Here is a 25,315-nt window from a genome sequence, read left to right on the forward strand (position 1 = left end):
CTCCTCTAGACCGCCACTGGAGGCCGGAAGGCCTTCAGCCGCAGGGCATTGGTCAGGACGCTGACGCTCGACAGCGCCATGGCGCCGGCCGCCGCCATCGGCGACAGCAGCAGGCCAAAGGTCGGGAACAGCACCCCCGCCGCGACCGGGATCAGGACGACGTTGTAGCCGAACGCCCAGATCAGGTTCTGGCCGATGTTGCGCATCACCGCCCGGCTCAGGGCGGCGGCGGTGGCCACGGCCCGCAGGTCGCTGCGCATCAGCACGACGTCGGCGCTCTCGATGGCGACGTCGGCGCCCGCGCCCATGGCGATCCCGACGTCGGCCGCGGCCAGGGCCGGGGCGTCGTTGACCCCGTCGCCGACGAAGGCGATGGCGCCGAACCGTTCGCGCAGGGCCTTGATAGCTGCGACCTTGCCGTCCGGCAGCACCTCGGCCTCGATCTCGTCCAGGCCCAGCTTGGCGGCCACGGCGCGGGCGGTGTGGGCGTTGTCGCCGGTGATCATCGCCACCTTCAGTCCCATGGCGTGCAGAGCGGCCAGCGCCTCCGGCGTCGTCGGCTTGATCGGGTCGGCGACCGCCAGGATCGCGGCGAGCTTGCCGTCGACCGCGACATAGAGCGGGCTCTTGGCCTCGGCCCCCAGACGCTCGGCGGTGGCGGCGAACGCGCCGACGTCGAGGCCCAGCTTGGCCATGAAGCGGTCGGCGCCGACCTGCACCAGCCGCCCGTCGGCCCGGGCTTGGGCGCCGAAGCCGGGAACCGCCTCGAAGTCCTGCGGCTCGGCTACCGCCAGGCCCCTGGTCTTGGCCGCCTCGACGATAGCCTCGGCGATCGGGTGCTCCGAGCGGCTCTCGACCGCCGCGGTCAGGGCCAGGACCTCGTCCTCGCCGAACCCGCCCGCGGCTTGCAGGTCGGTCAGGGCCGGACGGCCCTCGGTCAGGGTGCCGGTCTTGTCGAAGGCGACGACCTTGACGTCGCGCAGCGCCTGCAGCGCCTCGCCGCGGCGGAACAGTACGCCGAGCTCGGCGGCCTTGCCGGCGCCGACCATGATCGAGGTCGGCGTCGCCAGGCCCATGGCGCATGGGCAGGCGATGATCAGCACCGCCACGGCGTTGACCAGGGCGAAGGCGAGCGCCGGGCTCGGCCCAAAGACCATCCAGACGGCGAAGGTCAGCAGCGCCGCGGCGATCACCACCGGCACGAACCAGGAGGTCACCTTGTCCACCATCGCCTGGATCGGCAGCTTCGAGCCCTGGGCGGCTTCGACCATGCGCACGATCTGCGCCAGCATGGTTTCGGAACCGACCTTGGTGGCGCGGAAGCGGAAGGCCCCGGTCTTGTTCACCGTCCCGCCGACCACGGTCGCGCCGACGGTCTTCTCCACTGGGATCGGTTCGCCCGTGATCATGGATTCGTCGATGAACGAGGCGCCGTCGACCACTTCGCCGTCGACCGCGACCCGCTCGCCCGGACGCACCGCGACGACGTCGCCGGCGACCACCTCGGCGATCGGAACCTCGACTTCCTCGCCGCCGCGCACGACGCGGGCGGTCTTGGCCTGCAGGGTCATCAGCCGCTTGATCGCCTCGCTGGTGCGGCCCTTGGCCTGGGCCTCGAACAGCCGGCCCAGCAGGATCAGGGTGACGATGACCGCGGCGGCCTCGTAGTAGGCGTGGTCGGCGCCGGCCGGCAGCAGGAACGGCGCAAAGGTCGCCACCGCCGAATAGGCGAAGGCTGCGCTGGTCCCCAGCACCACGAGCGAGTTCATGTCCGGGGTGCGGCGGATCAGGTTCGGCACGCCTTTGCGGAAGAACCGCAAACCCGGCCCGAACAGCACGATCGCGGCCAGCACGAAGCTCGCCAGCCGCCAGGGCTGCTCGCCGATGCTCGCGGCCAGCCAGTGGTGGACGCCGGGGATGAAGTGGCGGCCCATCTCGATCACGAACAGCGGCAGGGCGCCGGCCGCGGCGACCGCGACGGCGCGCTTCAGGCCGGTGATCTCGGCCTCGCGGGCCTCGCGTTCGCGGTCGGCCAGGTCCGGGGCGGCGGCGCGGTCGATATCCTCGGCGCCATAGCCGATGGCCGCGACCGCGGCGATCAGCTGCGCGGTCTCGGCGCCGCCGGCCAGGGCGCGGACATGCGCCCGCTCGGTCGCCAGGTTCACCTGGGCGTCCAGCACGCCGGGGACGGCCTTCAGCGCCTTCTCGACCTTGGCCACGCAGGAGGCGCAGGTCATACCCTCGATCTTGAGGTCGACGGTGCGGTCCAGCGGCTCGTAGCCGGCCTTGCGGATCGCCTCGACCACGGCGGCGGTGTCGCCCTCCGGCGTCAGTTCCACATGCGCCCGCTCGGCGGCGAGGTTGACGCTGGCGGCGGCCACCCCCGGCACGGCGGCGATGGCTTTTTCCACCCGTCCCACGCACGAGGCGCAGGTCATGCCCAGGACGGGAATTTCCAGCGGCTTCAGGATCGGCTGCGACATGACGGGCTCCTCGAACTCTTGATGCCCGTCCTTCATGAACTCTCCCATCATGGGATGGTCAAGCGGCGATATTCAGTTTGACCTTCCTGCCGTGGGAAGGTGCAGAACCGCTCCAGAGTGATCCTCAAGGAGTAGATCGGATGATGAATTTCCAGGTTGAAGGCATGTCCTGCGACCACTGCGTGCAGTCGGTGACCAAGGCCGTGCAGGCGGTCGAACCCCGGGCCAAGGTCACGATCGACCTGGCCAGCGGGCGGGTCGCCGTCGACGGAAGCGAACGTCGCGACGCCGTCGCCCAGGCGATCAGGGACGCGGGCTACAGCGTCGCGGCGGCCTAGCCGTCAGTTGCGGCGACTGCCGTCTTCCCAATAGTACCGGCGTGCGCCGGGGTCGTAGTAGTAATACCGACCCGCACGCTCGTCGTAGTACTGGCGGCGGTTGACGTTGCTGTCGTGCTTGGGCGTGGTCACCGCGCCCAGCGCCGCCCCGGCCGCGCCGCCGATCAGGGCGCCTGTCCAGGAGCTGTCGACCGCGCCGCCGATCGCCGCCCCGGCCAGACCGCCGGTCGCCGCGCGCTCGGTGGTGGTGGTGCCGCAGGCGGCCAGGAGCAGGACCGAACCGACTGCGGCGGTCTTCAGACTGAGTGTCATCGCGAACCTCTCTGGGTTACGCCGTCCCATGGAGACGAACGGGCGCGCTCCGAGGCTGGTTCCCTAATCCGGCCGGGCCCAGGCCTTGCCGGTCATCGCGTTTTCCTCGCCCAGCTTGAACAGCCTGCGCATGCTCTCGGGCTCGAAGTTCAGGCTGCCGCTCTCGGCGTCGCGCGGCACCTCGGCGATCTCGAATTCCATGCGGTTGCGCTCGGCGAAGGCGCGGTTGGCGGCGATGTGGGCGCGCAGGTTGGTCTTCATCATGGTGTCGAAGGCCCGGCCCAGGATGGTCGGGGCCCGGCCGCGCACCACCGCGAAGGTGGGGTCCAGCTTGCCGTTGACCAGCACGAAGATGCGCCCGGGCGTCATCGCCTGGCCTTCCGGAGCCTCCCAGAAATAGAGCCCCTCAGGGATCGAGACGAACGGCGCGGTCACCCCGCCGTCGACATGCATCTCGTCGATCTGGTGGCCGTCGGCGTCGCCGATCGGGATGATCACCGGCGGGAACACGCCGGGGATGGCGGCCGAGGCGACCAGCACCTCGCGGAACAGCTTCAGCGCGTCGGGGCCGCCGCGCGAGGCGATCTCCCCCATGTCCCAGACCACGGTCTGCTGGCTGTCGAGGTTGGTGGTGGCGATCAGCAGCCGCCGGCCCTTGGCATGCTCCTGGGCGATCTCGTGCAGCATCACCGAGGTGCAGTAGGTCTCGACCAGGCCGCGTAGATGCTCGGGGCTGTAGAGGCTGGACGAGAACAGCACCCCCAGGCCCTGACCCTTGAGCACCGTGCTGGCCCGGCCGCCAGCGTAGGCCTCGCGCAGCGTGGCGTCCCAGCGCGGACCCAGGAAGGCGAACGGCGCGATCAACGCCCCGGTGCTGACCCCGGTGACCACCTCGAAGCTCGGCCGGGTGCCGGCCTTGGTCCAGCCGGCCATCACCCCCGCGCCATAGGCGCCGTCGGCCCCGCCGCCGGAGATCGCCAGCACGTCGACCCGCCGGTCGCCGGTGTTCGCCAGTTGCCGCTGGGTGCGGCTGGTGAAGGCCAGCGCCGAGGCCTGGTCCGAGGCGTCGAAGCGGATGTCGGCGGCCGTCGGCGGCAAGGCGCGGTGCGCCTCGTCGGCGGTGAAGTCCTCGCGAGAGAACGATGCGCAGCCCGCCAGCGGGGCGGAGGTCAACGCCAGGACAAACGCGGCCAGTACAGAACGACGCAACATCGGCTCTGTTGCCGCACGCTGGGCGTGCGGCGTCAAGCGGCCTTCGCGCGGTTAGGGCAGCAGGATCGCCTGGGCGATCATGCCGAGACCCACGATGCTGACCAGCCAGGCCAGTGAGCGCAGGTGGCGCACGCCCCAGGCGTAGAGCGGCACATAGGCGACCCGCGCCCAGAAGTAGATCTGCGCGCCGAGCGCGGTGGTCTCGTTCTCCTTGCCCGCGACGTTAGCGATCAGCACCGCGCCCAGGAACAGCGGCAGGGTCTCGAACAGGTTGTCCTGCGCGCGCTTGAGGCGCTGGGCCCGGTCGCTCAGCGGCGGCATCTCGCCGTCGCGCGGGCCGGTGTTCCACTTCAGGCCGTATTGAGCGGTCCTGGCGATGTCGAAAAGCAGGATCTGCGCGAAGGCCAGGACAAGCGTCCAGGCCGCCATCATCAAACCGATCGTCATGCCGAATCTCCCCGAGTTTGACCCCCACTGTGGGGCCAGCGGCCCGTCACGGCGAGTCGCAACGGCCGCGGCCGGGTCCGGCGACTATGGCGCTGGGCGGGCAGGGCCTCTATGCACGGCGCTTCCAAGGAGAGAGCTGTGCCCGCCGACCCGCCGTCCCACGCCGTCACCCAGAGCAACGGCGCGGGGATCGCCCTGCGCGTGGCGGCGATGGCGTGCATGGCCGTGCTCGCCGCGCTGGTGAAGGCCTGCGCCGAACGCGGCGCGCCGGTGCTGGAGATCGTCTTCTTCCGCAACGCCTTCGCCTTCGTGCCGGTGCTGCTCTACGTCTCGCGTACGACCGGGTTCTCGGTGCTGAAGACCAACCGCCTCGGCGGCCACGCCACCCGTGCGGCGGTGGGGCTGGTGGGCATGGTCTGCGGCTTCACCGCCGTCTCGATGCTGCCGCTGACCGAGTCGACGGCGCTGTCCTTCGCCTCGCCGCTGTTCATGACCGCGCTGTCGGCGCTGATCCTCAAGGAGGTGGTCGGGGTCCATCGCTGGGCCGCGGTCGCCATCGGCTTCGTCGGGGTGCTGATCATGGTCCGCCCCGATCCCGGCCACATGGCCAATCTGGGCACCGCCTTCGCGCTGCTCGGCGCGCTGGGCGCGGCCGGGGCGATGATCGCCATCCGCGAGATCGGCCGCACCGAGCCGGGCCCGACCATCGTCTTCTACTTCACCCTGGCCGGCATGCTGCTCGGTCTGGCCAGCCTGCCGTTCGGCGGCTGGACGATCCCCGACCTGACCACCCTGGCCATGCTGATCGGCGCGGGCCTGATCGGCGGCACGGGGCAGTTGTTCCTGACCGAGGCCCTGCGCCGCGCCCCGGTCGCGGTGGTGGCGCCGTTCGACTACAGCCAGCTGATCTGGGCCGGGATCATCGGTTACCTGGTCTGGGACGAGATCCCCCGCGCCGCCACCATCGCCGGGGCGCTCGTGGTCGCCGGCAGCGGCGTCTACATCCTCTATCGCGAGACCCGTCGCCTGCGTCGCGGCGCCTGACGGCGCTTGGCGCTGAGATTGACAGACCGGCGTTACGGGAGGACTCTCGCCGATGCCGGACGAACGCGCGCCGGGCCCTTCCCAGCCTGACCTCGGCCGTCGCGGACACACGGAGGCTGACGATGTTCAAGGGGGTCATGCTCGCGATGATGGCGCTGGCCATGCTGGCGGTCGCGACGACGGCGGAGGGCGCGGTCAGCGTGTTCGGCGGCGGCCTGGCCCAGGATTGCGCCGACGCCGCGATCCGCGGCGAGGACGATCCCAAGTTTCAGGATTCCTGCACCCTGGCGCTGGAGACCGAGTTGCTCGATCCGCGCGACCGGGCCGGCACCTTCGTCAATCGCGGCGTGCTCAAGCTGCGCCGCGCGGCCTTCTCGGACGCCGCCCGCGACTTCGATTTCGCCGTCCGCCTGCAGCCGGAAATGGGCGAGGCCTATGTCAACCGCGGCGCGGCCTCGATCGGCCGCAAGCGCTACGCCGAAGGGCTCAGCGACATCAACCGCAGCCTCGAACTGGGCGTCAGCGAGCCGGAAAAGGCCTACTACAACCGCGCCCTGGCCCACGAAGGTCTCGACGACCCGAAGTCGGCCTATTTCGACTACCAGAAGGCGTTGGAAATCGCCCCCGATTGGGACGCCCCGCGCCAGCAGTTGAGCCGCTTCACGGTTTCGCGCCGCTGATGCGGAGCCTTGCGGCCGGTTTGGACGTTTGATGACCATGCGACCGATGCTCCTCGCCCTGGCCGTTCTCGCCGCGTCCGCTTCGCCGGCTCCGGCCCAGGCGCCGCGCGATCCCGTCGCCCGCGACCTGACGATCCGCAACCAGGAGCTCCAGGCCCAGCAGATGATCGACCGGCAGCGGTCGGTGGCGCTGGAGAACGACCTCAACGCCCTGGATGCGCGGGTGCAGAGCCAGGAGCGCCTGTTGGGGCTGCAGGCCCAGCGCGGCCCGACCCTGGCGCCGCTGGACCCCGGGGTGCGGCCGCCGCCCCTCAACATGGGCAGCTACGCCACGATCCCCGACGCGGCCCTGGCGGCCTCGAACGCCCGGGTCCGCGAAGCCTCGCAAAACAAGCGCTGACAGCCGCGCCGTTCGGCTCCATCCTCTCGCCGGGCTGGGGCGTCGAGGCGTCACGGGAAGGATTGGGACATGCGTTGGCAGGGCGGCCGAAGAGGCGGCAACATCGAAGATCGCCGCGGAATGAGCGCGGCCGGGGTCGGGGGCATCGGGCTGGGCGGCCTGGCCTTGGCGCTGATCGGCTATTTCGTCTTCGGAATCGATCCGTCGACCACCATGTCTGTGGTTCAGGGAACCGGCGGCCAGGCAGAGCAGCAGGAGGGCGTGCGGGGCACGACCCAGGACGCCGGCGGCCAGTTCGTCGATGTCGTCGAACAGTCGACCACCGATGTCTGGAGCCAGATCTTCGCCGCCGAGGGCCAGCGTTATCGCCGCCCGGCCGCGGTGGTGATCTATGACCAGGCGACCGGCACCGGCTGCGGCATGGGCCAGTCGGCGATGGGGCCGTTCTATTGTCCGGCCGACCAGAAGATCTATCTCGACCTGGCGTTCTGGAATGAGTTGGAGAGCCGCTTCGGCGCCAAGGGCGAGGCGGCTCGCGCCTATGTCATCGCCCACGAGGTCGGCCACCACGTCCAGAACCTCACCGGCGCCGCCAACAACGTCGAGCGTGGCTCGCGCGGCGCAGACTCCTCGGCCGTGCGGCTGGAACTGCAGGCCGACTGTTATGCGGGCGTCTGGGTCGCCCACGCCCCGGCCGCGTCCGGCGGCCAGGTGGCGCTCGATCCCGCCGACATCGAGGACGGCATCCGCGCCGCCGCTGCGGTCGGCGACGACGCGATCCAGAAGCAGGCCCAAGGCCGCGTCATGCCCGACGCCTTCACCCACGGCTCCAGCGAGCAGCGCATGCGCTGGTTCCGCATCGGGGTGGAGAAGGGCGATCCGGCCGCGTGCGACACGTTCCGGGCCGGGCGGCTCTGAGGCCGCTTCAGTCGGGCGCCTTCAGAAACTCGACATAGAAGCGCACCGGGCCGGTCAGCGTCACGTGGTGGACAATCCCCGGCTCGACCACGCCGGGCGCCTCGGCGGGCGTCAGCAGGCGTTCGGCCGCCTCGCGCCGCGGATCGGTGACGCGGTAGAGCAGGGCGCCTGCCATGACCTGGATCCGTCCCCAGACCCCGGCCTTGGTGTTGTGCTCGCCGAGCAGGCCGGCGGGCGTCGTCGTCTCGTCGAACTCCGGAGTGCGGCGATAGGCGACCACGTCGTTGGGAAAGCTGTCGGCCGGTTTGGTCATGACTTGATCCCGCTGCTGGGTCCGCGGAGACTGCCATGACTTCCAATGGGGAGCAGTGATCGTCGTCAAAGACGCGGCGGCGAAGGGGGATCCATGAGCATGTCGCGTCTACGCCCCTTCGGGCCCGAGATCTGGCTCGCGGACGGCGGCCAGGCGCAGGTCGCCGGGTTTCGCTATCCGACGCGGATGGCGGTGATCGGCCTGACCGGCGGCGGCTTGCTGGTCTGGTCGCCGGTAGCGCTCGACTACGACCTAGCCGCGGAGCTTGCGGCGCTGGGCGAGGTCGCCGTCCTGGTCGCGCCCAATTCGCTGCATGACCTGCATCTGGCGCAATGGCGCTCGGCGTTCCCGACCGTTCGGCTGTACGCCGCGCCGGGGCTGGCGGCCAAACGGGCCGACCTGCGCATCGATGTCGAGCTTGGGGATACGCCGCCGGGCGACTGGCCGGCCGACCTCGACTACGTGCTGATGGCCGGCAACGCGATCACCACCGAGGCGGTGTTCTTCCATCGCCCCAGCCGCACGGTGCTGTTCACCGACCTGCTGCAGCAGTTCCCGCCCGGCTGGTTCACCGGCTGGCGGGCGCTGGTCGCGCGGCTGGATCTGATGACGCAGCCCCAGCCCGCCGTGCCGCGCAAGTTCCGGGTCGCCTTCACCGACCGCCGCGCCGCCCGCGCCAGCCTGGCGCATATCCTGGACTGGCCGAGCGACAAGGTGGTCATGGCGCACGGAACCCCCGTGGAACGCGACGGTCGCGCGTTCATCGCCGGCGCGTTCGGCTGGCTGACGCGCTAGGCGCGCAGCCTTGGCGATCAGTCGAGGGACCTGGCGATCGCGCGCAGGAAAGCGACGTTTTCCATCTCGCGATTGGTCGCCTCGTCCATCGAGGTGCCGTACGCCCGGTTCGCCGACAGCTTGACGATCACCACGCCCCGCGAGGGATCGACGTAGACCAGTTGGTTGTAGATGCCGATTGCACAGAACTCCCCGCAGTCGCCATCGGGCAACCACCACTGGTAGCCGTAGCCGAGTTCCAGCGCGTGGTCGGCCAGGATCGGCCGGCCGGGCGCAAGATGGGGTGCGTCGGCGCGGGTGGAGGCCTTCACCCAGGCCTCAGGCACCACCTGGACGCCCTGCCAGACCCCGTTATTGCGATAGAGTTCGCCGAGCTTGGCGAAGTCGCGAGCCGTCAGGTTGAGCCCGGCGAAGGCCATCTCCATCCCGACGCTGTCGCACAGCCAGTCTCCCGGGGCTTCCAGCCCCAGCGGCTCGACCAGCTTTTCCTGCATGTAGTCGGCGATGGATCGGCCGGTCGCGCGGACCAGCAACGCGCCGAGGGCCTGGGTGTCGCCGGAATTGTAGCGGCAGACAGTCCCGGCGGCCGACTCCGGCGTCATCGTCGCGACAAAGTGGTCGAGCGTGGAGCGCCCGCTCATCGCCGCGCTGAGGCGGAAGATGTCGGAGGTCGGGTCGTTGTAGTCCTCGTTCCAGCGCGCGCCCGAGGACATCTGGAGGACGTGGCGGATGGCGACGCCATCATAGGCCGAGCCGGGCTCGACTGGCACATAGCGGCTGATCGGATCGTCGATGCTGGCGATCTTTCCGTCGTGGATGGCGATGCCGACCAGCGCGGACACGAAGCTCTTGGCGACCGACCAGGAGATCCACTGAACGTCGCGGCCGCCCGTCAGGGCGTAGCGTTCATGGCGGACACGCCCGTCCTTGAGCACCAGCAGGGCGACGGTGTCCGTTTCGATGAAGAACTCCTCGGAAGACTTCCGCCGCCCGTCGAAGTCGTACTGGGCCGGCGGCAGGACCGACTCGCCATCCGGAAACTGGTACGGCGCGCGGGCCGGCGACATGTGACTGGAGGGCATCAAGTCCTTCAGTCGGGGGAAGTTCTCGTGCTGCGGCGCCCCTGAGAACATGCCGGTGTCGGACATCGTCGCTGCCTTTTCGGTGGTCATGGCTCGCCCTCCTGGGACGGTTCGGATTTGGCGCTGAGCAGGGACGCGCCAGCGTTGCGGATCAGTTCCGGATTGGGGGGCGTAAGCCCCAGGTGCGCGAAGAACGCGGCGCCGAAGGCCAGGCTCACGGCCGCATAGGCTCGGTCGAACCCATCACCGCTGAAACGGTCGGCGATCCTTGTGGCGACTTCGGTGATCAGCCTCTGATAGATGGCGGCCAGCCGGGTCTTGAGCTCGGCGTCGCGCAGCGACAGGTGCCAAAGTTCCATCATGACGATGTTGGTCGTGCTGTCGGCGAACACCTCATGGAACAGCACCCGGCTCAACTCGTCGGCTGTCGTGGCGCGCCCCTGCACCTCGACCCTGCGGAGCTGGGCCTCCCCTCGCTCCAGCAGCCGGTCGATCAGGGCGGTGACCATGTCGGCGCGGTTGCCGATGAAATAGCGGACCAGCGAGCGCGGCTGGCCGGCCTCGACGGCGACGTGGGTCAGGGTGGTGTCGGCCAGGCCCTTGCGTACGACGCAGGCCTCGAACGCCGTGAGGATCTCGCCCCTCCGCTCGTCTCCGATACGAGGTCGCGCCATCACCAGCCCTCCGACTTTCGAATCTTGTCAAAAATGACAATTTACGACCGGCAGGCGTCTGTCAACCTGAGGGCCAAAGCGGGGCAGGGGCTTAGGCGCGCTGGGCGAACAGTCCGTCCAGCATGACGTCCAGCAACTGCGGTCCCGGCGACCAGCGATGCTCGCTGACGGTGATCAGGTTGTGCGCCACGCCGATCATCATGCAGAGCAGCGCCTCGCCCTTGGCGGTCTTGTCGCCGGGTGCAATCTCGCCCGCGGCCTGGCAGGCGGCGATGGCTTCGGAGAACACCGCGTGGCGGTTCGTGGTCTCCGGCAGGTGGGCGTAGAAGACCTCGCCGTCCTCAACGCGGTCGTCGTTCAGATAGACCAGCCGGTACTGGTCTGGATGCGCCAGCCAGTAGGCGAGATAGGCCTGGCACATGGCGCGCAGGCGCTGCTGCGGCGTCGCCGCCGTCGCCGCCGCTTCGGCGACCGAGGCGAACAGCGGGTCGAAGAACTGCTCCCAGACGTGGCGCAGCAGTTCGTTCTTGTTGCGGAAGTAGCCGTAGAGGGCCATCGGCGAGCAGCCGGCCTCGGCCGCGACCTTGCGCATCGAGACGCTCTGGAAACCCTCGGCGGCGAACAGGCCGCGGGCGGTGGCGACAATGCGCTCGCGCATGGCGTCCACCTGCTCCCGCGAGCGCCGGGGCCGTCCCCTCCGAGCCTGCGTCATCCGTCCTCCGTGGCCGCACGAACCCTATTGCACGATCGCCGTTCGCCGATTTAATTATACGCGTATAAATAAATAATCGGAGGCGAGGATGCAGAACCAACCTGATCGGCGCGCGGTGCTGACGGCGTCGATGGCCGGCGCCGGGGCCATGGCGGTCGGCGGATCGGCCGGGGCGTCGACACCGGCGGCCCAGACTGCCGACGTGATCGTGGTCGGCGGCGGCTTTTCGGGCCTGGCCGCGGCCCGCGCGCTCAAGGCGGCCAGACGCCGGGTGGTGGTGCTGGAGGCCCGCGACCGCGTCGGCGGGCGGGTCAAGCCGGGCCGTATCGCCGGGGTGACCATCGATCTGGGCGGCATGTGGCTGGGACCGACCCAGACGCGGCTGGCCGAACTGGCCAAGGGCTACGGCGTGGCCACCTATCCGACCTTCCTGGAAGGCAAGAACCTGTTCGAGGTGAACGGCGTGCGCGGGACGGGACGGGGCGAGGACTCCTTTTCGGCCCTGCCGCCCGACGCCCTGGCCGACTTCGCCGCCATGGTCGGCGAACTGGAGCAGATGGCCGGCAAGCTCAAGGGCGTGGCGCCCTGGGCCGCGCCCGACGCCGAGGCGCTGGATCGGATCACCTTCGCCACCTGGCTCGACGGCCACGCCAAGACCAAGGGCGGGCGCGGAGTGTTCGAGATGTTGATCCCGGCCCTGCTGTGCGCGCAGCCGCACGACGTCTCGCTGCTGTTCGTGCTGTTCTACCTGCAATCGGCCGGCGACCTTGCGACCCTGACCTCCTCGGGGCCGGGTGGGGCGCAGAACTTGCTGTTCGTCGGCGGGCTGCACCAGGTCGCCGCACGGATGGCCGCCGAGCTTGGCCCGGCGGTGAGGCTGAACAGCGCCGTGCGCACGATCCGCCAGGACGGCTCGGGCGTGGAGGTGGTCTGCGATGACGGCCGTTACACCGCCCCGCGGGTGATCGTCGCCCTGCCGCCGCCGCTGGCCGGCCGCATCGACTATGCGCCGATGATGCCGCACGCGCGCGATGCCCTGACCCAGCGGATGCCGATGGGCTCGTGCATCAAGGTCTGGGTGGCCTACGAAAGCCCGTTCTGGCGCAAGGCGGGCCTGAACGGCTCATTGTTCAGCGACGCCTTCGCCTTCGGTCCGGCCTTCGACGTCAGCCCGCCGGGGCAGCCGCGCGGCCTGATCGCCGGGTTCTTCGACGGCGCGCACGCCGGTGAGTGGAGCCCGCGCTCGCCCGCCGACCGGCGCGCCGAGGTGCTGCGTCTGCTGGTCGAGGGGCTGGGGCCCGAGGCGGCGACGCCGCTGGACTATGTGGAGCAGGACTGGTCGACCGAGCAGTGGTCGCGCGGCTGCTACGGCGCCTTCGCGCCGCCCGGCGTGCTGTCGGCCTATGGGCCGTCGCTGCGCGCGCCGGTCGGCCGGGTGCACTGGGCCGGCACCGAGACCGCCGAGATCTGGACCGGCTATGTCGAAGGCGCGATCCGGGCCGGCGAGCGCGCCGCCGCCGAGGCGGTCGCCGCCGGCTAGTAGGCGGGAACCGGTTCGAGGCCCAGGCAGACCGCGACGCAGCGGCGCGCCAGGGCCTCGCCGGCGTCGATGAACGGCAGCCGGCCGGAGCCGGCTTCGATCACCAGCGGAACCTCGGTGCAGCCGGCGATGATCGCCTCGGCCCCGCCGGCCGCCAGGTCGGCGGTCAGGGCGGCCATGCCGTTGCGCACGTCGGGTCCGCGCTCGCCGGCCTTGATCCGATAGAGCAGGGACATGAACGCCTCCTGCCGCTCGGGCTCCAGGGTGACCATGCCCATGCCCTGGGCGGCCAGGTATTCGCGATAGAGCTTCAGCGCCTCGCGGGTGCCCAGCACCCCGGCCCGCCGCGCGCCGCTGTCGCGGGCCGCCGCCGAGGCCGTGCCGATCATGTCGATCAGCGGCAGGCCGCTCGAGCGGGTGATGACGTCGGCATAGGCGTGGGCGGTGTTGCAGGCGATGGCCAGCACGTCGGCGCCAGCCCCGCGCAGGGCCCCGGCCATCTCGGCCAGCACCGGGCCGGGCCGGTTCACCGGGTCGTTGCGGTCGGGCACCTGTGGATTGATGTCGACCAGGGTGCGGATATGGTCCTGGTCACGCTCGGCGGGCGTCAGCGCCTGCAGCTTGGCGAGGAAGTCCAGCGTCGCCGCCGGTCCCATCCCGCCCAGCACGCCCAGGACCAGGCTCACGTGAGCGATCCTTCGAGCTCGCTGTGATAGCCGAACAGGCCCTGCGCTCCGCCGGTGTGCAGCAGCACGACCGTCTCGTCCTTGAAGACCCCCTTGCGGGCTAGGTCGATCAGGCCCTTGACCGCCTTGCCGGTATAGACCGGGTCGAACAGCAGGCCCTCCGTCCGCGCCGCCAGCTTCAGGGCGTCGATCACGCCCTCGTCGATCAGGCCGTAGCCGGCGCCGACATAGTCGCAATTGGCGAGAGTCATCTCGCGGGTGACCCGATCGCCGTGGCCCAGGAGGGCGGCGGTCTCGACCGCCAATTTGTGAACGTTGGCTTCCTGGACATCTCTCGGCGCCCGCACCCCGATGCCCAGCACGGGGATGTCGGCCCCCAGCAGGGCAAGGCCGGCGACCAGGCCGGCGTGGGTACCGGCGCTGCCGGTCGCCGTGACGATACGGTCGATGGTCAGGTTCTCGGCGTCCGCCTGGCGCACCAGCTCCAGCGCGCAGTCGACATAGCCGAGCGCCCCGATCGCGTTCGAACCCCCGCCTGGAATAACGTACGGCTTGCCGCCGCGCTCGCGCACCGCCTGCGCGGATTTTTCGAGCTCGACGTTCATGTCGGTCCCGCCCGGCACGTTCCTGATGGCCGCGCCGAGCAACCTGTCGAGAAGCACGTTGCCCGAGCCGTTATAGTCGGCCGCGTTCGACCCGGTGCGCGCCTCCAGGATGACCTCGCAGGCGAGGCCGAACTTGGCGGCTGCCGCCGCCGTCTGGCGCACGTGGTTGGATTGAACGGCGCCTTGGGTGATCAGCGTATCGGCGCCTTTCGCCAGGGCGTCGCCGATCAGGAATTCCAGCTTGCGGGTCTTGTTGCCGCCGCCGGCCAGGCCGGTGCAGTCGTCGCGCTTCACGTAGAGCGACTTGATTCCCAACTCGGCCGCGAGCCGCGGGGCGGGCTCCAGCGGGGTGGGAAGGTGCGCGAACCGCGCGCGCGGGAACCTGGCAAGCTGCATGGGATACTCCTCGAGCGCCTGCCTAGCACGCGGCCAATGTTGCTCGCGAGCCCAGATTAGCTGGCCCGTCTAGGGTTTCACCTTGGGCGGCAGGGCGGCGACCTGTTCCGGCGTCAGCTTGGTTATGTCATTGATGATGCAGGGAGAAAGCATCCCGGGGCTGGTGCGCACCTTGAGGTCCAGGTCCAGCGGGCGGCAGATCAGGTCAACCCCGGCGGTCGGCTGCATGACCAGGGCGTCGTTGGAGCTGGCGCCGGCCAGGCAGTTCCCCGACATGCCCAGGCGATAGACGTCGCGATGGCGCACGGACAGATAGAGCGTCTGGTCGTCGCCCTTAGTGTGGTTGTCGATCTGGCTCATCCGGAAGCACGGGTTGGGCGAGGCCGCTGGCTTGGCGGACTCCTGGGCCAGGGCCGGTGCGGCGAGCGCGGCGGCCGACAGGGCGGTCAGGGCGGCGGCGAGGACGAGGCGTTGCATGGCGATCCTCCTTCAAGGGCGCAGTCTAGGCGCCAGATTGCGGCTGGACGGCGGCGCTTTCAATCGGCGGCGTTCGCGCCTATGACTGGCGCTTGTCCTCGGGGGGCCGCGCTTAGGCGGCTGAGAGGCGGGCGAGCCCGCGACCCGTAGAACCTGATCCGGGTCATGCCGGCGAAGGGAAGGCGTTCCGAGCATGCTCATGCCCGGATTCCCGGTCGCCGGCAGGCCTTCTGGCCGCATAGGAGCTTGCCGGTGAACATTCAGACGCCCGTCAAAGACGCCATTCCCACCGGCGAGCGCCCCGGCTCGCGCAAGGTCTACCAGCCCGGCGTGCTGTGGCCCGACATCCGCGTGCCGTTCCGCGAGGTGGCGGTGCATCCGTCGGCGAACGAGCCGCCGGTGACCATCTACGACCCCTCCGGTCCCTACACCGACCCCAAGGCGAAGATCGACATCAACCAGGGTCTGGCCCGCGTGCGCGAGCCCTGGATCGTCTCTCGCGGCGATATCGAAGTGGTTGAAAACCCTCGTGAAGTGAAGCCAGAGGACAACGGCTTCGCCAAGGGAGAGCATCTGGCCCCGCAATTCTCCGCGCCGCGCCGGGTCTACCGCGCCAAGGGCGGGGCGGCCGTCACGCAGCTGGAATACGCGCGCCGCGGGATCATCACCCCGGAGATGGAATACGTCGCCATCCGCGAGAACCTGCGTCGCCAGGAGAACGACGGGGCGATCCGCGACGGCGAGGATTTCGGCGCCTCGATCCCGGACTTCGTGACGCCCGAGTTCGTCCGCGACGAGGTGGCCCGCGGCCGGGCGATCATCCCGGCCAATATCAATCACACCGAACTCGAGCCGATGGCTATCGGCCGGAACTTCCTGGTGAAGATCAACGCCAACATCGGCAACTCGGCGGTGCTGTCGACCGTCGCCGACGAGGTCGACAAGATGGTCTGGGCGATCCGCTGGGGCGCCGACACGGTCATGGACCTGTCGACCGGCAGGAATATCCACAACATCCGCGACTGGATCATCCGCAACAGCCCGGTCCCGATCGGCACGGTGCCGATCTACCAAGCGCTGGAAAAGGTCGGCGGGATCGCCGAGGACCTGAACTGGGAGGTCTTCCGCGACACCCTGATCGAGCAGGCCGAGCAAGGCGTCGATTATTTCACGATCCACGCAGGGGTCCGCCTGCCGTTCATTCCGCTGACCGCCAAGCGCGTCACCGGCATCGTCAGCCGCGGCGGCTCGATCATGGCCAAGTGGTGCCTGGCGCACCACAAGGAGAACTTCCTCTACGAGCACTTCGAAGAGATCTGCGAGATCATGCGGGCCTATGACGTCTCGTTCTCGCTGGGCGACGGCCTGCGCCCCGGCTCGATCGCCGACGCGAACGACGCCGCGCAGTTCGCCGAGCTGGAGACCCTGGGCGAGCTGACGCCGATCGCCTGGAAGCACGGCGTCCAGGTGATGATCGAAGGGCCGGGCCATGTGGCCATGCACAAGATCAAGGCCAACATGGACAAGCAGCTCGCGGCCTGCGGCGAGGCGCCGTTCTACACCCTCGGCCCGCTAACCACCGACATCGCGCCGGGCTACGACCACATCACCAGCGCCATCGGCGCGGCGATGATCGGCTGGTTCGGCACCGCCATGCTCTGCTACGTCACGCCCAAGGAGCACCTGGGCCTGCCGGACCGCGAGGACGTCAAGGAAGGGGTGATCACCTACAAGATCGCCGCCCACGCCGCCGACCTCGCCAAGGGCCATCCGTCGGCGCGGATGTGGGACGACGCGCTCAGCCGCGCGCGGTTCGAGTTCCGCTGGGAGGATCAGTTCAACCTCGGACTCGACCCGGAAACCGCGCGCCAGTACCACGACGAGACCCTGCCCAAGGAGGCGATGAAGACCGCACACTTCTGCTCGATGTGCGGCCCGAAGTTCTGCTCGATGAAGATCAGCCAGGACATCCGCGAGGCCGCCGCCAAGCAGAACGACGTCGCCGCCGGCATGGAGCAGATGAGCGAGAAATTCCGCGCTGAGGGCGGGGAGATCTACGTGAAGACCTAGTGATCCGATCCCCCGCTCGTCCCGGCGGAAGCCGGGACCCATGCGGCCTTACCGCTTGCGACCGATTTCGACGTGGATAGGGCTTAGTCAGCTTGGGCCCCGGCTTCCGCCGGGGTGAGCGGAGGTGAAGATGGCGATCGAACTCAAGGCTGGCGTGAAGGTCGCCGATCTGGACCTGTCCAATCTCGACTTTACAGACGCCGACTTGACCGATGCGGTGTTCGAGGGCTGCACGCTCAAGGACGGCCATGTTCAGGGCGCGGTTCTGCAGGGCGCGCGGTTCAAGGACTGCCGCCTGGTCCGCTGCCGTTTCACCCACGCCGACCTGCGCGAGGCGGTGTTCGAGGGCTGCAGTTTCGCCGACGACGAGGGCCACGTCGGGACGGTGTTCGCCTTCTGCCGGCTGGAGGAGGCGCGGCTGCGCAAGTGCGACCTGTCGTTCGCGCGGCTTGAGCGTTCGAGCCTTTGGGGCGTCGAGATGGAGGCTTGCAACCTGCGCGGATCCGCCTTCGTCCGTGCCGACTTCGGCCGCGCCTTCGGGCGTAATGTCGTTCAGTGGGCCGGGGCGCTGAAGGGCTGCAACCTGGAACTTGCGGACCTGACCCAGCTGCGGCTGCCCAAGGGCGACCTCAATCGCTCAAACTTCCGCGAGGCGGTGTTGGTCGACGCCGACCTGGAGGGGGCGGATTTGCGCGAGTGCGACCTGTTCCAGGCCCTGACCGTCGGCGCAAAGCTGGCCGGCGCCGATCTGCGCGGCGCGGAGGTGAGCGGCCTGAACCTGACGGAACTGGCCACCCTGCAAGGGTTGAAGATCACGGTCGATCAGCAGTATCGGCTGCTGAACGCAATGGGCGTGGACGTCCACGCCGAGTGATCAGTCGCGGTCGGCGCGGACCTTCACCGGCTCGGCCTTCCAGACGCGGACGGCGACGGCGGCGGTGATCGAGGCCAGGACCGCGGTGATCGCGCCGCACCACTGGAGGGTGTTCATGCCCTCGGCGGCGAAACGGCCGACGGCGGCGCTGACGAAGAACACCAGGGCCGCGGTGCCCCACTCGGCGCCCCAGCTCGAAAACAACAGCTTCAGCATCAACAAGACCTCACGATCGCGACTGCGGCCGGCAAAAGCCACAGAGAACGGCGTTCGGGAATGCGGCAAGGGGTCGCTTGGCCGTTAGGCGGCGACGGCCACGGTCTGGCGATCGGCGACGGCCTGCAGCACCCCGAACAGCTTGGCCGCCTCGATCGGTTTGGCCATGTGCAGGTCGGCGCCGGCGCTCAGGCTCGCGGCCTGGTGCGAGGGCAGGGCGTTCGCGGTCAGCATGACGATCGGGGTGCGGCTCATGCCCCGCAGGCGTTCGCGCTCGCGGATGGCGCGCACGGCGGTCAGGCCGTCCATCACCGGCATCTGCATGTCCATCAGCACCAGGTCGAAGCGCTGGACGGCGAAGGCGTCGCAGGCCTGTTCGCCGTTCTCGACGCAGACCAGGTCGACCGGCAGGTCGGTGAACAGCACCTGGACGACGCGGCGGTTGGTCGGGTGGTCGTCGGCCAGCAGCACGCGCAGCGGGCGGTCGGGCGCAGCCTCCGCCTCGATCTCGGGATCGACCTGAACCGGCGCGGCGACCACGGCCATCGGCAGCCGGACGGTGAAGGTCGAACCTTCGCCGGGGGCGCCGGTCGCGTCGATCTCGCCGTCCATCAGTCCGACCAGATGCTTGGCGATGGTGAGGCCAAGGCCCGCCCCGCCGTGGCGGCGGGTGCGCGAGCGGTCGCCCTGCTCGAAGCGCCCGAACAAGCGCTCCTTGTCGGCCGGATCGAAGCCCATGCCGGTGTCCTGCACGTCGATACGCCAGCGGTCGGGACCGTCGGTACGCACCGCGATCGCGACATAGCCTTCGCTGGTGAACTTCACGGCGTTGGCGAGCAGGTTGACGAGCACCTGCTTCACTCGCACCGCGTCGCCGACCACCACCGTCTCGGCGGCGGGGTCCAGGTCGAGGATGAGGTCGAGGGCCTTCTCTTGCGCCCGCGGGCCGGCCAGGGCGGCGACGGCGCGGACCGCCTCGCCCAGGTGGAACGGCCGGGTGACGACCTCGACGTCGCCGGTCTCGATCTGTGAAAGGTCCAGCACGTCCGAGAGCAGCCGCTCCAGCGACTCGCCCGAGCCCTGGATGATGCCGACCATCTCGGCCTGAGAGGCGGTCAGGGAGGTCTTGCCCAGCGCCGCGGCGATGGCGTTGACTCCGTTAAGCGGCGTGCGGATCTCGTGGCTCATATTGGCGAGGAACTCGCTCTGCGAGCGGTGGCTGGCCAGGAACTCCAGCGCCGCCTTGCGAATCCGGGCGATCATCACCGCACCGACCAGGCCGAAGGCCAGAAGCACCAGCGCCACCGGCAGGGCGGAGGCGCGAGCCAGGGCCGCGCCGGGCTTCTGGGGCGTCCAGCTCAGATAGAGCGGGATCTCGCCCTGGCCGGTCGGCAGCTTCAGTTCGGCGTCGCCCGGTGCGGCGAGCGAGGCGCCGACGCCCGAGCGCAGGTTCTGCAGCTGCAGCCGCTCCTGCAGCTTGCCCAGCGAGGCCGGGTCGATCTTCAGAGCCATGACGATGATCGGCGCATAGGCGCGCCGCGGCACGGCGGTTGCGAAATCCGGTTGCACCAGGGTGGCCGTGACCAGGTAAACGGCGCCGTCGTGGGCGATGAAGTCGCTGGCCTGGATCGCGTGCGAGACGGGCTCACGCGGTCCCCCAGGGCCGCGCCGTCCGATCGGGCCGCGCTCGGCCTCGGCCTGCCTGACCTGGGCGATCAGCGGCTCGGCGCCGCGGAACCGCTTGTAACTGGCAGGATCGACGGTCTGGCGATGCAGCCGCGCATAGAGCGGGCGATTGTCGCCATCGAGGACGAACAGACGCTCGAAGTCGATGTTCTGGGCGAAGTAGTCATTGAGGTTGGCGTCGGCCCAGGCCGCGTCGAAGCGGTTGTCCAGGTTGACCACCGCCTCGTCCCAGTTGGTCTCGGGAAGGATCGAGCGTTCGATCTCGGCGATGCTGGTCAGGACGCCGCGCTCGACCAGGGCGATCTCGCGGCTGCGGACGTCGGCATCGACTTGCCGCGCCCAGATCAGCAGGCTGGCGACGAACACGGCCATCGCGCCCAGGGCCAGCGCGACCAGCGGCGCCAGCAACCTAAACTCGGACTCCCGCCGCATTTGCCCCCGGCCCTTAATCGGCGCTACAGATCGCGACAGTGGCGACAAGGTGGTTAAGGGAGGGTGTGGCCCGGCAAGTTGCACGAAATAGGCGACTGGCCCGCAGGTTTCGCCCTGAGCTTCAGCCCCGATTGTGCGGGTTGAGTTCTGCGATGGAGCGCACGATCCGATCCGGCCGGATCGGGCTGCCGGCCGGCAGTCCCTCGCCGAGATGGTCATGCCAGATGGCGTAGATGCCCAGCCGCTGCGGGGCGGCGACTTCCCATTCGAGGTTGTCGCCGACCATCCAGGTTTCATGCGGCTGCACGCCGAGCACCTGCATGGCGTGGACGTAGGCTTGTTCCTGCGGCTTGCCGAACCCGGCCTCGCCCTCGATCTGCACATGATCGAACAGCGGCGCGAGGTTGAAACGCTCGACCTTGGCACGCTGCGGCTCGGCCGCGCCATTGGTGACCAGGGCCAGCTTCACGCCCAGGTCGCAGAACGCCTGAATCGTCTCCAGCGCGCCGGGGAAGAACTTGGCCTGCTGCTCGCGATAGGTATGAAAGCGCTCGCCGAAGGCATGGGCGAATTCAGCGGTCAGGTCGGGCGCGCGGTCGCGAAGTTCCGCGAAGCCTTCCTCGACCGCCAGGATGCGGCCGGCGCCTAGGTTCTGACGCCAGATGGCGGCCCGGGCCTCGTCCGACCAGAACCGCCGGAACCCGGCCTCCATGACCACGCCGGCGTCCTCGGGCGTCACCGGGGCGAAGCGGGCGGCGAACTCTTCGATCACCGCCTGCAGGATCAGCCGGCGCGATCCGAAGGAGATGATGGTTTCGTCCAGGTCGAACAGAATCGCTTTGGGCAGGCTGCTCATGGCGCGTTGGGATGCCAGCGAAAGCCCGGCGATTCCAGCCCCGCCGGCGCCGGGTGAGTCCTTTCCGCCACGCTCGCGCTCGCCTGACGCGTGTGTGACCGGATGCGGCCATGGCCCAGCTTGACCCCCCTGACCGGGCGCCTCCAAGGTGGTGTCACGTCGGAGGGAATGAATGCGACTCAAGGCGCGTCTGGAACGTGATTGGCGGTTCTTTCGCAGTCTGAGACGCACCCTTAAGCGGGTGAAGTCGATTGCGCCGACCTCGGACAACCTGATCTGCGACGACATCCAGGCGGCGGTCGAGCAGTGGCGTGAGCGTCCGGCCCTGACCTTCGAGCACAAGACGCTGACCTATGGCGAGATGGACGCCGTGGCCAACCGTTTCGCCCACTGGGCCAAGGGGATCGGTGTGCGGCGCGGCCAGACCGTGGCGCTCTTCCTGCCTAACCGGATCGAGTACTTTCCGATCTGGTACGGCCTGACCAAGATCGGCGCCGTCACCGCCCTGATCAACAATCAGCTGGCCGGCGCGCCGCTGGCCCACTGCCTGAACATCTCGGGCGCGGCGCATGTCATCGTCGACAGTGAGACCTCGCCGGCCTTCGAACAGGCCAAGGGGCTGCTGGAACGGCCCATGCAGCAATGGGTGCTGGGCCAGGCGCACGGCGACCAGCGTGATTTGAGCCAGGCGCTGAAGAGCTGCAGTCAGCTGCCGCCCGACCGCTCCGTGCGCGACGGCATGACCGCCAAGGATACGGCGCTCTACATCTACACCAGCGGCACGACCGGCCTGCCGAAGGCCGCGCGCATCACGCATGTCCGAGCCCAGCTCTACATGCGTGGATTCGCCGGCTCGACCGGGGCGACCGACAAGGACCGCGTCTACGTCACCCTGCCGCTCTACCACGCCACCGGCGGGCTCTGCGCGCTGGGCGCGGCGCTGCTGAACGGCGGCTCGGTGGTGCTGCGCAAGAAGTTCTCGGCCAGCCACTTCTGGGACGACGTGGTCGAAGAGAACTGCACCATGTTCGTCTACATCGGCGAGCTGTGCCGCTACCTCGTGAACCACGAGGAGGTCGAGGCCGAGCGCGCGCACAAGATCCGCCTGGCCTTCGGCAACGGCCTGCGCGCCGACGTCTGGGCGCAGATGAAGAGCCGGTTCCGCATTCCGGAGATCCTCGAGTTCTACGGCGCGACCGAGGGCAACGTCTCGATGTTCAACTTCGACGGCAAGGTCGGGGCGATCGGGCGGGTGCCGAAGTGGTTGAAGGAGCGGTTCAACTTCCGGCTCGTCCAGTTCGACGTCGAGAAGGAAGAGGAGGTCCGTGGCCTGAACGGCCTCTGCATCGAGGCCGGTCCGGGGCAGATCGGCGAGTGCATCGGCAAGATCGGGCACGATGCGCGCAGCGAGTTCACCGGCTATGTCGACAAGGCCGCCTCGGACAAGAAGATCCTGCGCGACGTGTTCGCCAAGGGTGACGCCTGGTTCCGCACCGGCGACCTGATGAAGACCGATGTCGACGGCTACTTCTATTTCGTCGACCGGATCGGCGACACCTTCCGCTGGAAGGGCGAGAACGTCTCGACGGGGGAGGTGGCCGGCCACCTGCAGGCGATCCCCGGCGTGGCCGAGGCCAATGTCTACGGCGTTGCGGTCGAGGGCGCGGACGGCCGCGCCGGCATGGCCGGGCTGGTGGTCGAGCCGGAGTTCGACATCAAGGCCTTCGAGGAGGTCGTGAACCGCGAGTTGCCGCCGTACGCTCAGCCGGTGTTCGTGCGCATCCTGCCCGCGATCGAGACCACCGGCACCTTCAAGTACCGCAAGATCGACCTGGTCGACGAAGGCTTCGACCCGACGCGCTTCAAGGGGCCCGTCTACTACAAGGATCCGAACAAGGGCTATGTGAAGCTGACCAAGCCCGGTCACGCCAAGATCCTGGCCGGCGGGGTGAAGCTCTAGCGCCGCGCGCCCTACGCCGCGGCGCGGACTCGCCTATATTGGCGACATGCCGACCGAAGTGACCGCCGACGCGCCTCTGCAGGGCGCAGCCCTGATCAAGGACGAGGTGCGCCGCCTGCCGGACGCGCCGGGCGTCTATCGTATGATGGGCGAGGGCGGCGAGGTGCTCTATGTCGGCAAGGCGCGGTCGCTGAAGAAGCGCGTGCTGCAGTACGCGCAAGGCCGCTTCCACACCCAGCGCATCGCCCTGATGGTCGACCTGACCCGGTCGATGGAGTTCGTCACGGTCCGCACCGAGACCGACGCCCTGCTGCTGGAAATCAACCTGATCAAGCAGTTGAAGCCGCGCTTCAATGTGCTGCTGCGCGACGACAAGAGTTTTCCAGAGATCGTCATCCGGCGCGAGCATCCGGCCGCCCAGCTGCGCAAGCATCGCGGCGCGCATACCATCAAGGGCGACTATTTCGGGCCGTTCGCCAGCGCCCTTTCGGTCAACAAGACCCTGAACACCCTGCAGAAGGCGTTCCTGCTGCGCTCCTGCTCGGACAGCGTCTACGAGAGCCGCACGCGCCCCTGCATGCTGCACCAGATAAAGCGGTGCTCGGCGCCCTGTACAGGGCTGATCAGCCTGGAGGACTATGGCGGGCTGGTCGACCAGGCCGAGGATTTCCTGCGCGGCAAGAGCCGGGCGGTGATCGGCAGGCTGTCGGCCGAAATGCAGGCGGCCTCCGACGAGATGGAGTTCGAGCGCGCCGCCCGCATCCGCGATCGCATCCGGGCCCTGGCCTCGGTTTCGCAGGAACAGCAGATCAATCCGGAGACCTTGGAGGAGGCCGACGTCTTCGCCCTGCACGCCGAGGGCGGCCAGGCCTGCGTGCAGGTGTTCTTCTTCCGCGCTGGCCAAAACTGGGGCAACCGCGCCTACTTCCCGCGGGTCGACAAGAGCGACGAGGACCCCGAGGTGATGTCCGCGTTTCTCGGCCAGTTCTACGACGACAAGCCGATCCCCAAGCTGATCCTGACTAATATCGAGCCGGCGGAGAGCCCGCTGCTGTCCGAGGCGTTCGCCGTGAAGGCCGGGCGCAAGGTCGAGATCCACCAGCCCAAGCGCGGCGAGAAAGCCCAGCTGGTCGAGCACGCCCTGACCAACGCCCGCGAGGCGCTCGGCCGCAAGATGGCCGAGAGCTCGGCCCAATCGAAGTTGCTGGCCGGGGTCTGCGAGGCGTTCGGCCTGGAGGCCAATCCCGAGCGGATCGAGGTCTACGACAACGCCCACATCTCCGGGACCAACGCGGTCGGGGGCATGATCGTGGCCGGGCCCGACGGCTTCCAGAAGGGCCAGTACCGCAAGTTCAACATCAAGGGGACCGACCTCACCCCGGGGGACGACTACGGCATGATGAAGGAGGTGATGCGTCGCCGCTTCTCGCGCCTGGTCAAGGAAGAGGAGGCCGGCGAGAACCCGGTGCGCCCGGACCTGGTGCTGGTCGACGGCGGCGCGGGGCAACTGGCCGCGGTGCTGGAAGTGATGGCCGACATCGGCGTGGACGACATCAACGTCGTCGGCGTCGCCAAGGGGCCGGACCGCGACGCCGGGCTGGAGCGGTTCTTCATCGAGGGCAAGACGCCCTTCATGCTCGAGCCGAAATCGCCGGTGCTCTACTACCTGCAGCGCCTGCGCGACGAGGCCCACCGCTTCGCCAACGGCAGCCACCAGACCCGCCGCTCGATGGATCTGAAGAAGAACCCGCTCGACGAGATCGACGGCGTCGGGCCGGGCCGCAAACGCGCCCTGCTGCACGCCTTCGGCTCGGCGCGCGGGGTCAGCCGCGCCTCGGTCGACGATCTGGCCAAGGTGGACGGGGTGAGCGAGGCGCTCGCCCAGCGGATCTTCGACTTCTTCCGCAAGAGCTAGGTCTGCGGTTAGTCTGTCGCCCCGACGAGGGCCGACTGGGAGAGGCCCATGATCCGCTGGTCCATAGGTACGCAGACCTCCGGGCTTGCCGTGTTACGGGAAGGCGCGGACAAGCGAATCTGCGTCTATGTCAAGCAAACCCAGAAGGTCGAGCTGACGCCGGCCACCTAAAGGACCGCACTGCGTTAAAGC

The 25,315-nt window shown here is 69.0% G+C and carries 26 protein-coding genes and 1 riboswitch; of the genes, 12 read left to right on the plus strand and 14 right to left on the minus strand.

All coding sequences use genetic code 11. The features are described 5' to 3' along the window. Nucleotides 1-5 precede the first annotated feature (5 nt). Entirely contained in the window at nt 6-2,483 is a 2,478-nt protein-coding gene (locus OUA97_RS05220) for a heavy metal translocating P-type ATPase (protein ID WP_323690522.1), read from the minus strand. A gap of 143 nt (nt 2,484-2,626) precedes the next feature. Between OUA97_RS05220 and OUA97_RS05225 the strand changes: the two genes are divergently transcribed. Next, on the plus strand, nt 2,627-2,821 hold the full coding sequence (locus OUA97_RS05225; RefSeq protein ID WP_267230757.1) for a heavy-metal-associated domain-containing protein: 195 nt from the start codon (nt 2,627-2,629) through the stop codon (nt 2,819-2,821). A gap of 3 nt (nt 2,822-2,824) precedes the next feature. Here the strand turns inward: OUA97_RS05225 and OUA97_RS05230 are convergent, their stop codons facing one another. The 3 genes from OUA97_RS05230 to OUA97_RS05240 all read right to left on the minus strand — a co-directional run bounded on the left by OUA97_RS05230 (nt 2,825) and on the right by OUA97_RS05240 (nt 4,792). Next, on the minus strand, nt 2,825-3,133 hold the full coding sequence (locus OUA97_RS05230; RefSeq protein ID WP_267230758.1) for a YMGG-like glycine zipper-containing protein: 309 nt from the start codon (nt 3,131-3,133) through the stop codon (nt 2,825-2,827). 63 nt (nt 3,134-3,196) lie between these two features. Then, nucleotides 3,197-4,342: a patatin-like phospholipase family protein gene (locus OUA97_RS05235; protein WP_267230759.1), complete on the minus strand. Its 1,146-nt coding sequence runs from the start codon at nt 4,340-4,342 to the stop codon at nt 3,197-3,199. A gap of 54 nt (nt 4,343-4,396) precedes the next feature. Beyond that, a complete protein-coding gene (locus OUA97_RS05240; RefSeq protein WP_267230760.1) occupies nt 4,397-4,792 on the minus strand; it encodes an MAPEG family protein in 396 nt (131 codons plus the stop codon). Nucleotides 4,793-4,930: 138 nt separating this feature from the next. Between OUA97_RS05240 and OUA97_RS05245 the strand changes: the two genes are divergently transcribed. The 4 genes from OUA97_RS05245 (at nt 4,931) to OUA97_RS05260 (ending at nt 7,834) form a co-directional block, all read left to right on the plus strand. Continuing rightward, the gene (locus tag OUA97_RS05245) at nt 4,931-5,836 is read left to right on the plus strand and encodes a DMT family transporter (RefSeq protein WP_267230761.1); all 906 of its coding nucleotides are present in this window, start codon (nt 4,931-4,933) and stop codon (nt 5,834-5,836) included. 122 nt (nt 5,837-5,958) lie between these two features. Next, a complete protein-coding gene (locus tag OUA97_RS05250; protein ID WP_267230762.1) occupies nt 5,959-6,516 on the plus strand; it encodes a tetratricopeptide repeat protein in 558 nt (185 codons plus the stop codon). A 31-nt stretch (nt 6,517-6,547) separates the two neighbouring features. Next, nucleotides 6,548-6,916, plus strand: coding sequence for a hypothetical protein (locus tag OUA97_RS05255; protein WP_267230763.1), 369 nt, complete (start codon nt 6,548-6,550; stop codon nt 6,914-6,916). Nucleotides 6,917-6,985: 69 nt separating this feature from the next. Then, entirely contained in the window at nt 6,986-7,834 is an 849-nt protein-coding gene (locus tag OUA97_RS05260; RefSeq protein WP_267230764.1) for a neutral zinc metallopeptidase, read from the plus strand. A gap of 7 nt (nt 7,835-7,841) precedes the next feature. On the opposite strand, the gene OUA97_RS05265 is transcribed toward OUA97_RS05260, so the two are convergent. Continuing rightward, the gene (locus OUA97_RS05265) at nt 7,842-8,147 is read right to left on the minus strand and encodes a DUF1971 domain-containing protein (RefSeq protein WP_267230765.1); all 306 of its coding nucleotides are present in this window, start codon (nt 8,145-8,147) and stop codon (nt 7,842-7,844) included. Between the two features lie 93 nt (nt 8,148-8,240). Here OUA97_RS05265 and OUA97_RS05270 point away from each other — a divergent pair, with 93 nt between their 5' ends. Further along, on the plus strand, nt 8,241-8,942 hold the full coding sequence (locus OUA97_RS05270) for a DUF4336 domain-containing protein (RefSeq protein WP_267230766.1): 702 nt from the start codon (nt 8,241-8,243) through the stop codon (nt 8,940-8,942). Between the two features lie 17 nt (nt 8,943-8,959). Here the strand turns inward: OUA97_RS05270 and OUA97_RS05275 are convergent, their stop codons facing one another. The 3 genes from OUA97_RS05275 to OUA97_RS05285 form a co-directional block, all read right to left on the minus strand. Continuing rightward, on the minus strand, nt 8,960-10,114 hold the full coding sequence (locus tag OUA97_RS05275; RefSeq protein ID WP_267230767.1) for a serine hydrolase domain-containing protein: 1,155 nt from the start codon (nt 10,112-10,114) through the stop codon (nt 8,960-8,962). After that, entirely contained in the window at nt 10,111-10,698 is a 588-nt protein-coding gene (locus OUA97_RS05280; RefSeq protein ID WP_267230768.1) for a TetR/AcrR family transcriptional regulator, read from the minus strand. The genes OUA97_RS05275 and OUA97_RS05280 overlap by 4 nt, the downstream gene beginning before the upstream one ends. Nucleotides 10,699-10,789: 91 nt before the next feature. After that, complete coding sequence (locus OUA97_RS05285) at nt 10,790-11,356, minus strand: TetR/AcrR family transcriptional regulator (RefSeq protein ID WP_267230769.1); 567 nt, start codon at nt 11,354-11,356, stop codon at nt 10,790-10,792. Nucleotides 11,357-11,498: 142 nt separating this feature from the next. Here OUA97_RS05285 and OUA97_RS05290 point away from each other — a divergent pair, with 142 nt between their 5' ends. Beyond that, nucleotides 11,499-12,950: a flavin monoamine oxidase family protein gene (locus OUA97_RS05290; protein ID WP_267230770.1), complete on the plus strand. Its 1,452-nt coding sequence runs from the start codon at nt 11,499-11,501 to the stop codon at nt 12,948-12,950. On the opposite strand, the gene OUA97_RS05295 is transcribed toward OUA97_RS05290, so the two are convergent. The 3 genes from OUA97_RS05295 to OUA97_RS05305 all read right to left on the minus strand — a co-directional run bounded on the left by OUA97_RS05295 (nt 12,947) and on the right by OUA97_RS05305 (nt 15,114). Continuing rightward, entirely contained in the window at nt 12,947-13,636 is a 690-nt protein-coding gene (locus OUA97_RS05295) for an aspartate/glutamate racemase family protein (RefSeq protein ID WP_267230771.1), read from the minus strand. The genes OUA97_RS05290 and OUA97_RS05295 overlap by 4 nt on opposite strands. Continuing rightward, a complete protein-coding gene (locus OUA97_RS05300) occupies nt 13,633-14,637 on the minus strand; it encodes a D-cysteine desulfhydrase (RefSeq protein ID WP_267230772.1) in 1,005 nt (334 codons plus the stop codon). The genes OUA97_RS05295 and OUA97_RS05300 overlap by 4 nt, the downstream gene beginning before the upstream one ends. Before the next feature lie 69 nt (nt 14,638-14,706). Continuing rightward, a complete protein-coding gene (locus tag OUA97_RS05305) occupies nt 14,707-15,114 on the minus strand; it encodes a DUF6491 family protein (protein ID WP_267230773.1) in 408 nt (135 codons plus the stop codon). Between the two features lie 89 nt (nt 15,115-15,203). After that, nucleotides 15,204-15,311: riboswitch (TPP riboswitch) on the plus strand. A gap of 55 nt (nt 15,312-15,366) precedes the next feature. Here OUA97_RS05305 and thiC point away from each other — a divergent pair. Both thiC and OUA97_RS05315 read left to right on the plus strand, forming a co-directional pair. Further along, nucleotides 15,367-17,184 (plus strand): phosphomethylpyrimidine synthase ThiC, encoded by a 1,818-nt coding sequence (gene thiC, locus OUA97_RS05310; protein WP_267230774.1) that lies wholly within the window; start codon nt 15,367-15,369, stop codon nt 17,182-17,184. Nucleotides 17,185-17,314: 130 nt separating this feature from the next. Continuing rightward, a complete protein-coding gene (locus OUA97_RS05315) occupies nt 17,315-18,058 on the plus strand; it encodes a pentapeptide repeat-containing protein (protein ID WP_267230775.1) in 744 nt (247 codons plus the stop codon). On the opposite strand, the gene OUA97_RS05320 is transcribed toward OUA97_RS05315, so the two are convergent. From OUA97_RS05320 to OUA97_RS05330, 3 genes are all read right to left on the minus strand, one after another. Then, nucleotides 18,059-18,274 carry a hypothetical protein gene (locus OUA97_RS05320; RefSeq protein ID WP_267230776.1) on the minus strand — a complete coding sequence of 72 codons (216 nt, stop codon included), beginning with the start codon at nt 18,272-18,274 and terminating at the stop codon, nt 18,059-18,061. Between the two features lie 84 nt (nt 18,275-18,358). Continuing rightward, a complete protein-coding gene (locus OUA97_RS05325; RefSeq protein WP_267230777.1) occupies nt 18,359-20,392 on the minus strand; it encodes a hybrid sensor histidine kinase/response regulator in 2,034 nt (677 codons plus the stop codon). A gap of 121 nt (nt 20,393-20,513) precedes the next feature. After that, a complete protein-coding gene (locus OUA97_RS05330) occupies nt 20,514-21,248 on the minus strand; it encodes an HAD family hydrolase (RefSeq protein WP_267230778.1) in 735 nt (244 codons plus the stop codon). A 172-nt stretch (nt 21,249-21,420) separates the two neighbouring features. Here OUA97_RS05330 and OUA97_RS05335 point away from each other — a divergent pair, with 172 nt between their 5' ends. Genes OUA97_RS05335 through OUA97_RS05345 form a run of 3 tightly spaced genes read left to right on the plus strand, consistent with a single transcriptional unit; the run spans nt 21,421 to nt 25,294 of the window. Continuing rightward, nucleotides 21,421-23,208 (plus strand): long-chain-acyl-CoA synthetase, encoded by a 1,788-nt coding sequence (locus tag OUA97_RS05335; protein WP_267230779.1) that lies wholly within the window; start codon nt 21,421-21,423, stop codon nt 23,206-23,208. A gap of 46 nt (nt 23,209-23,254) precedes the next feature. Continuing rightward, nucleotides 23,255-25,123, plus strand: coding sequence for an excinuclease ABC subunit UvrC (gene uvrC / locus OUA97_RS05340; protein WP_267230780.1), 1,869 nt, complete (start codon nt 23,255-23,257; stop codon nt 25,121-25,123). A 48-nt stretch (nt 25,124-25,171) separates the two neighbouring features. Then, the gene (locus OUA97_RS05345) at nt 25,172-25,294 is read left to right on the plus strand and encodes a hypothetical protein (RefSeq protein WP_267230781.1); all 123 of its coding nucleotides are present in this window, start codon (nt 25,172-25,174) and stop codon (nt 25,292-25,294) included. The last annotated feature ends 21 nt before the right edge of the window (nt 25,295-25,315 follow it).

Origin of the sequence: Phenylobacterium sp. 58.2.17, assembly GCF_026411515.1 — a bacterium.
Classification (GTDB): Bacteria; Pseudomonadota; Alphaproteobacteria; order Caulobacterales; family Caulobacteraceae; genus Phenylobacterium.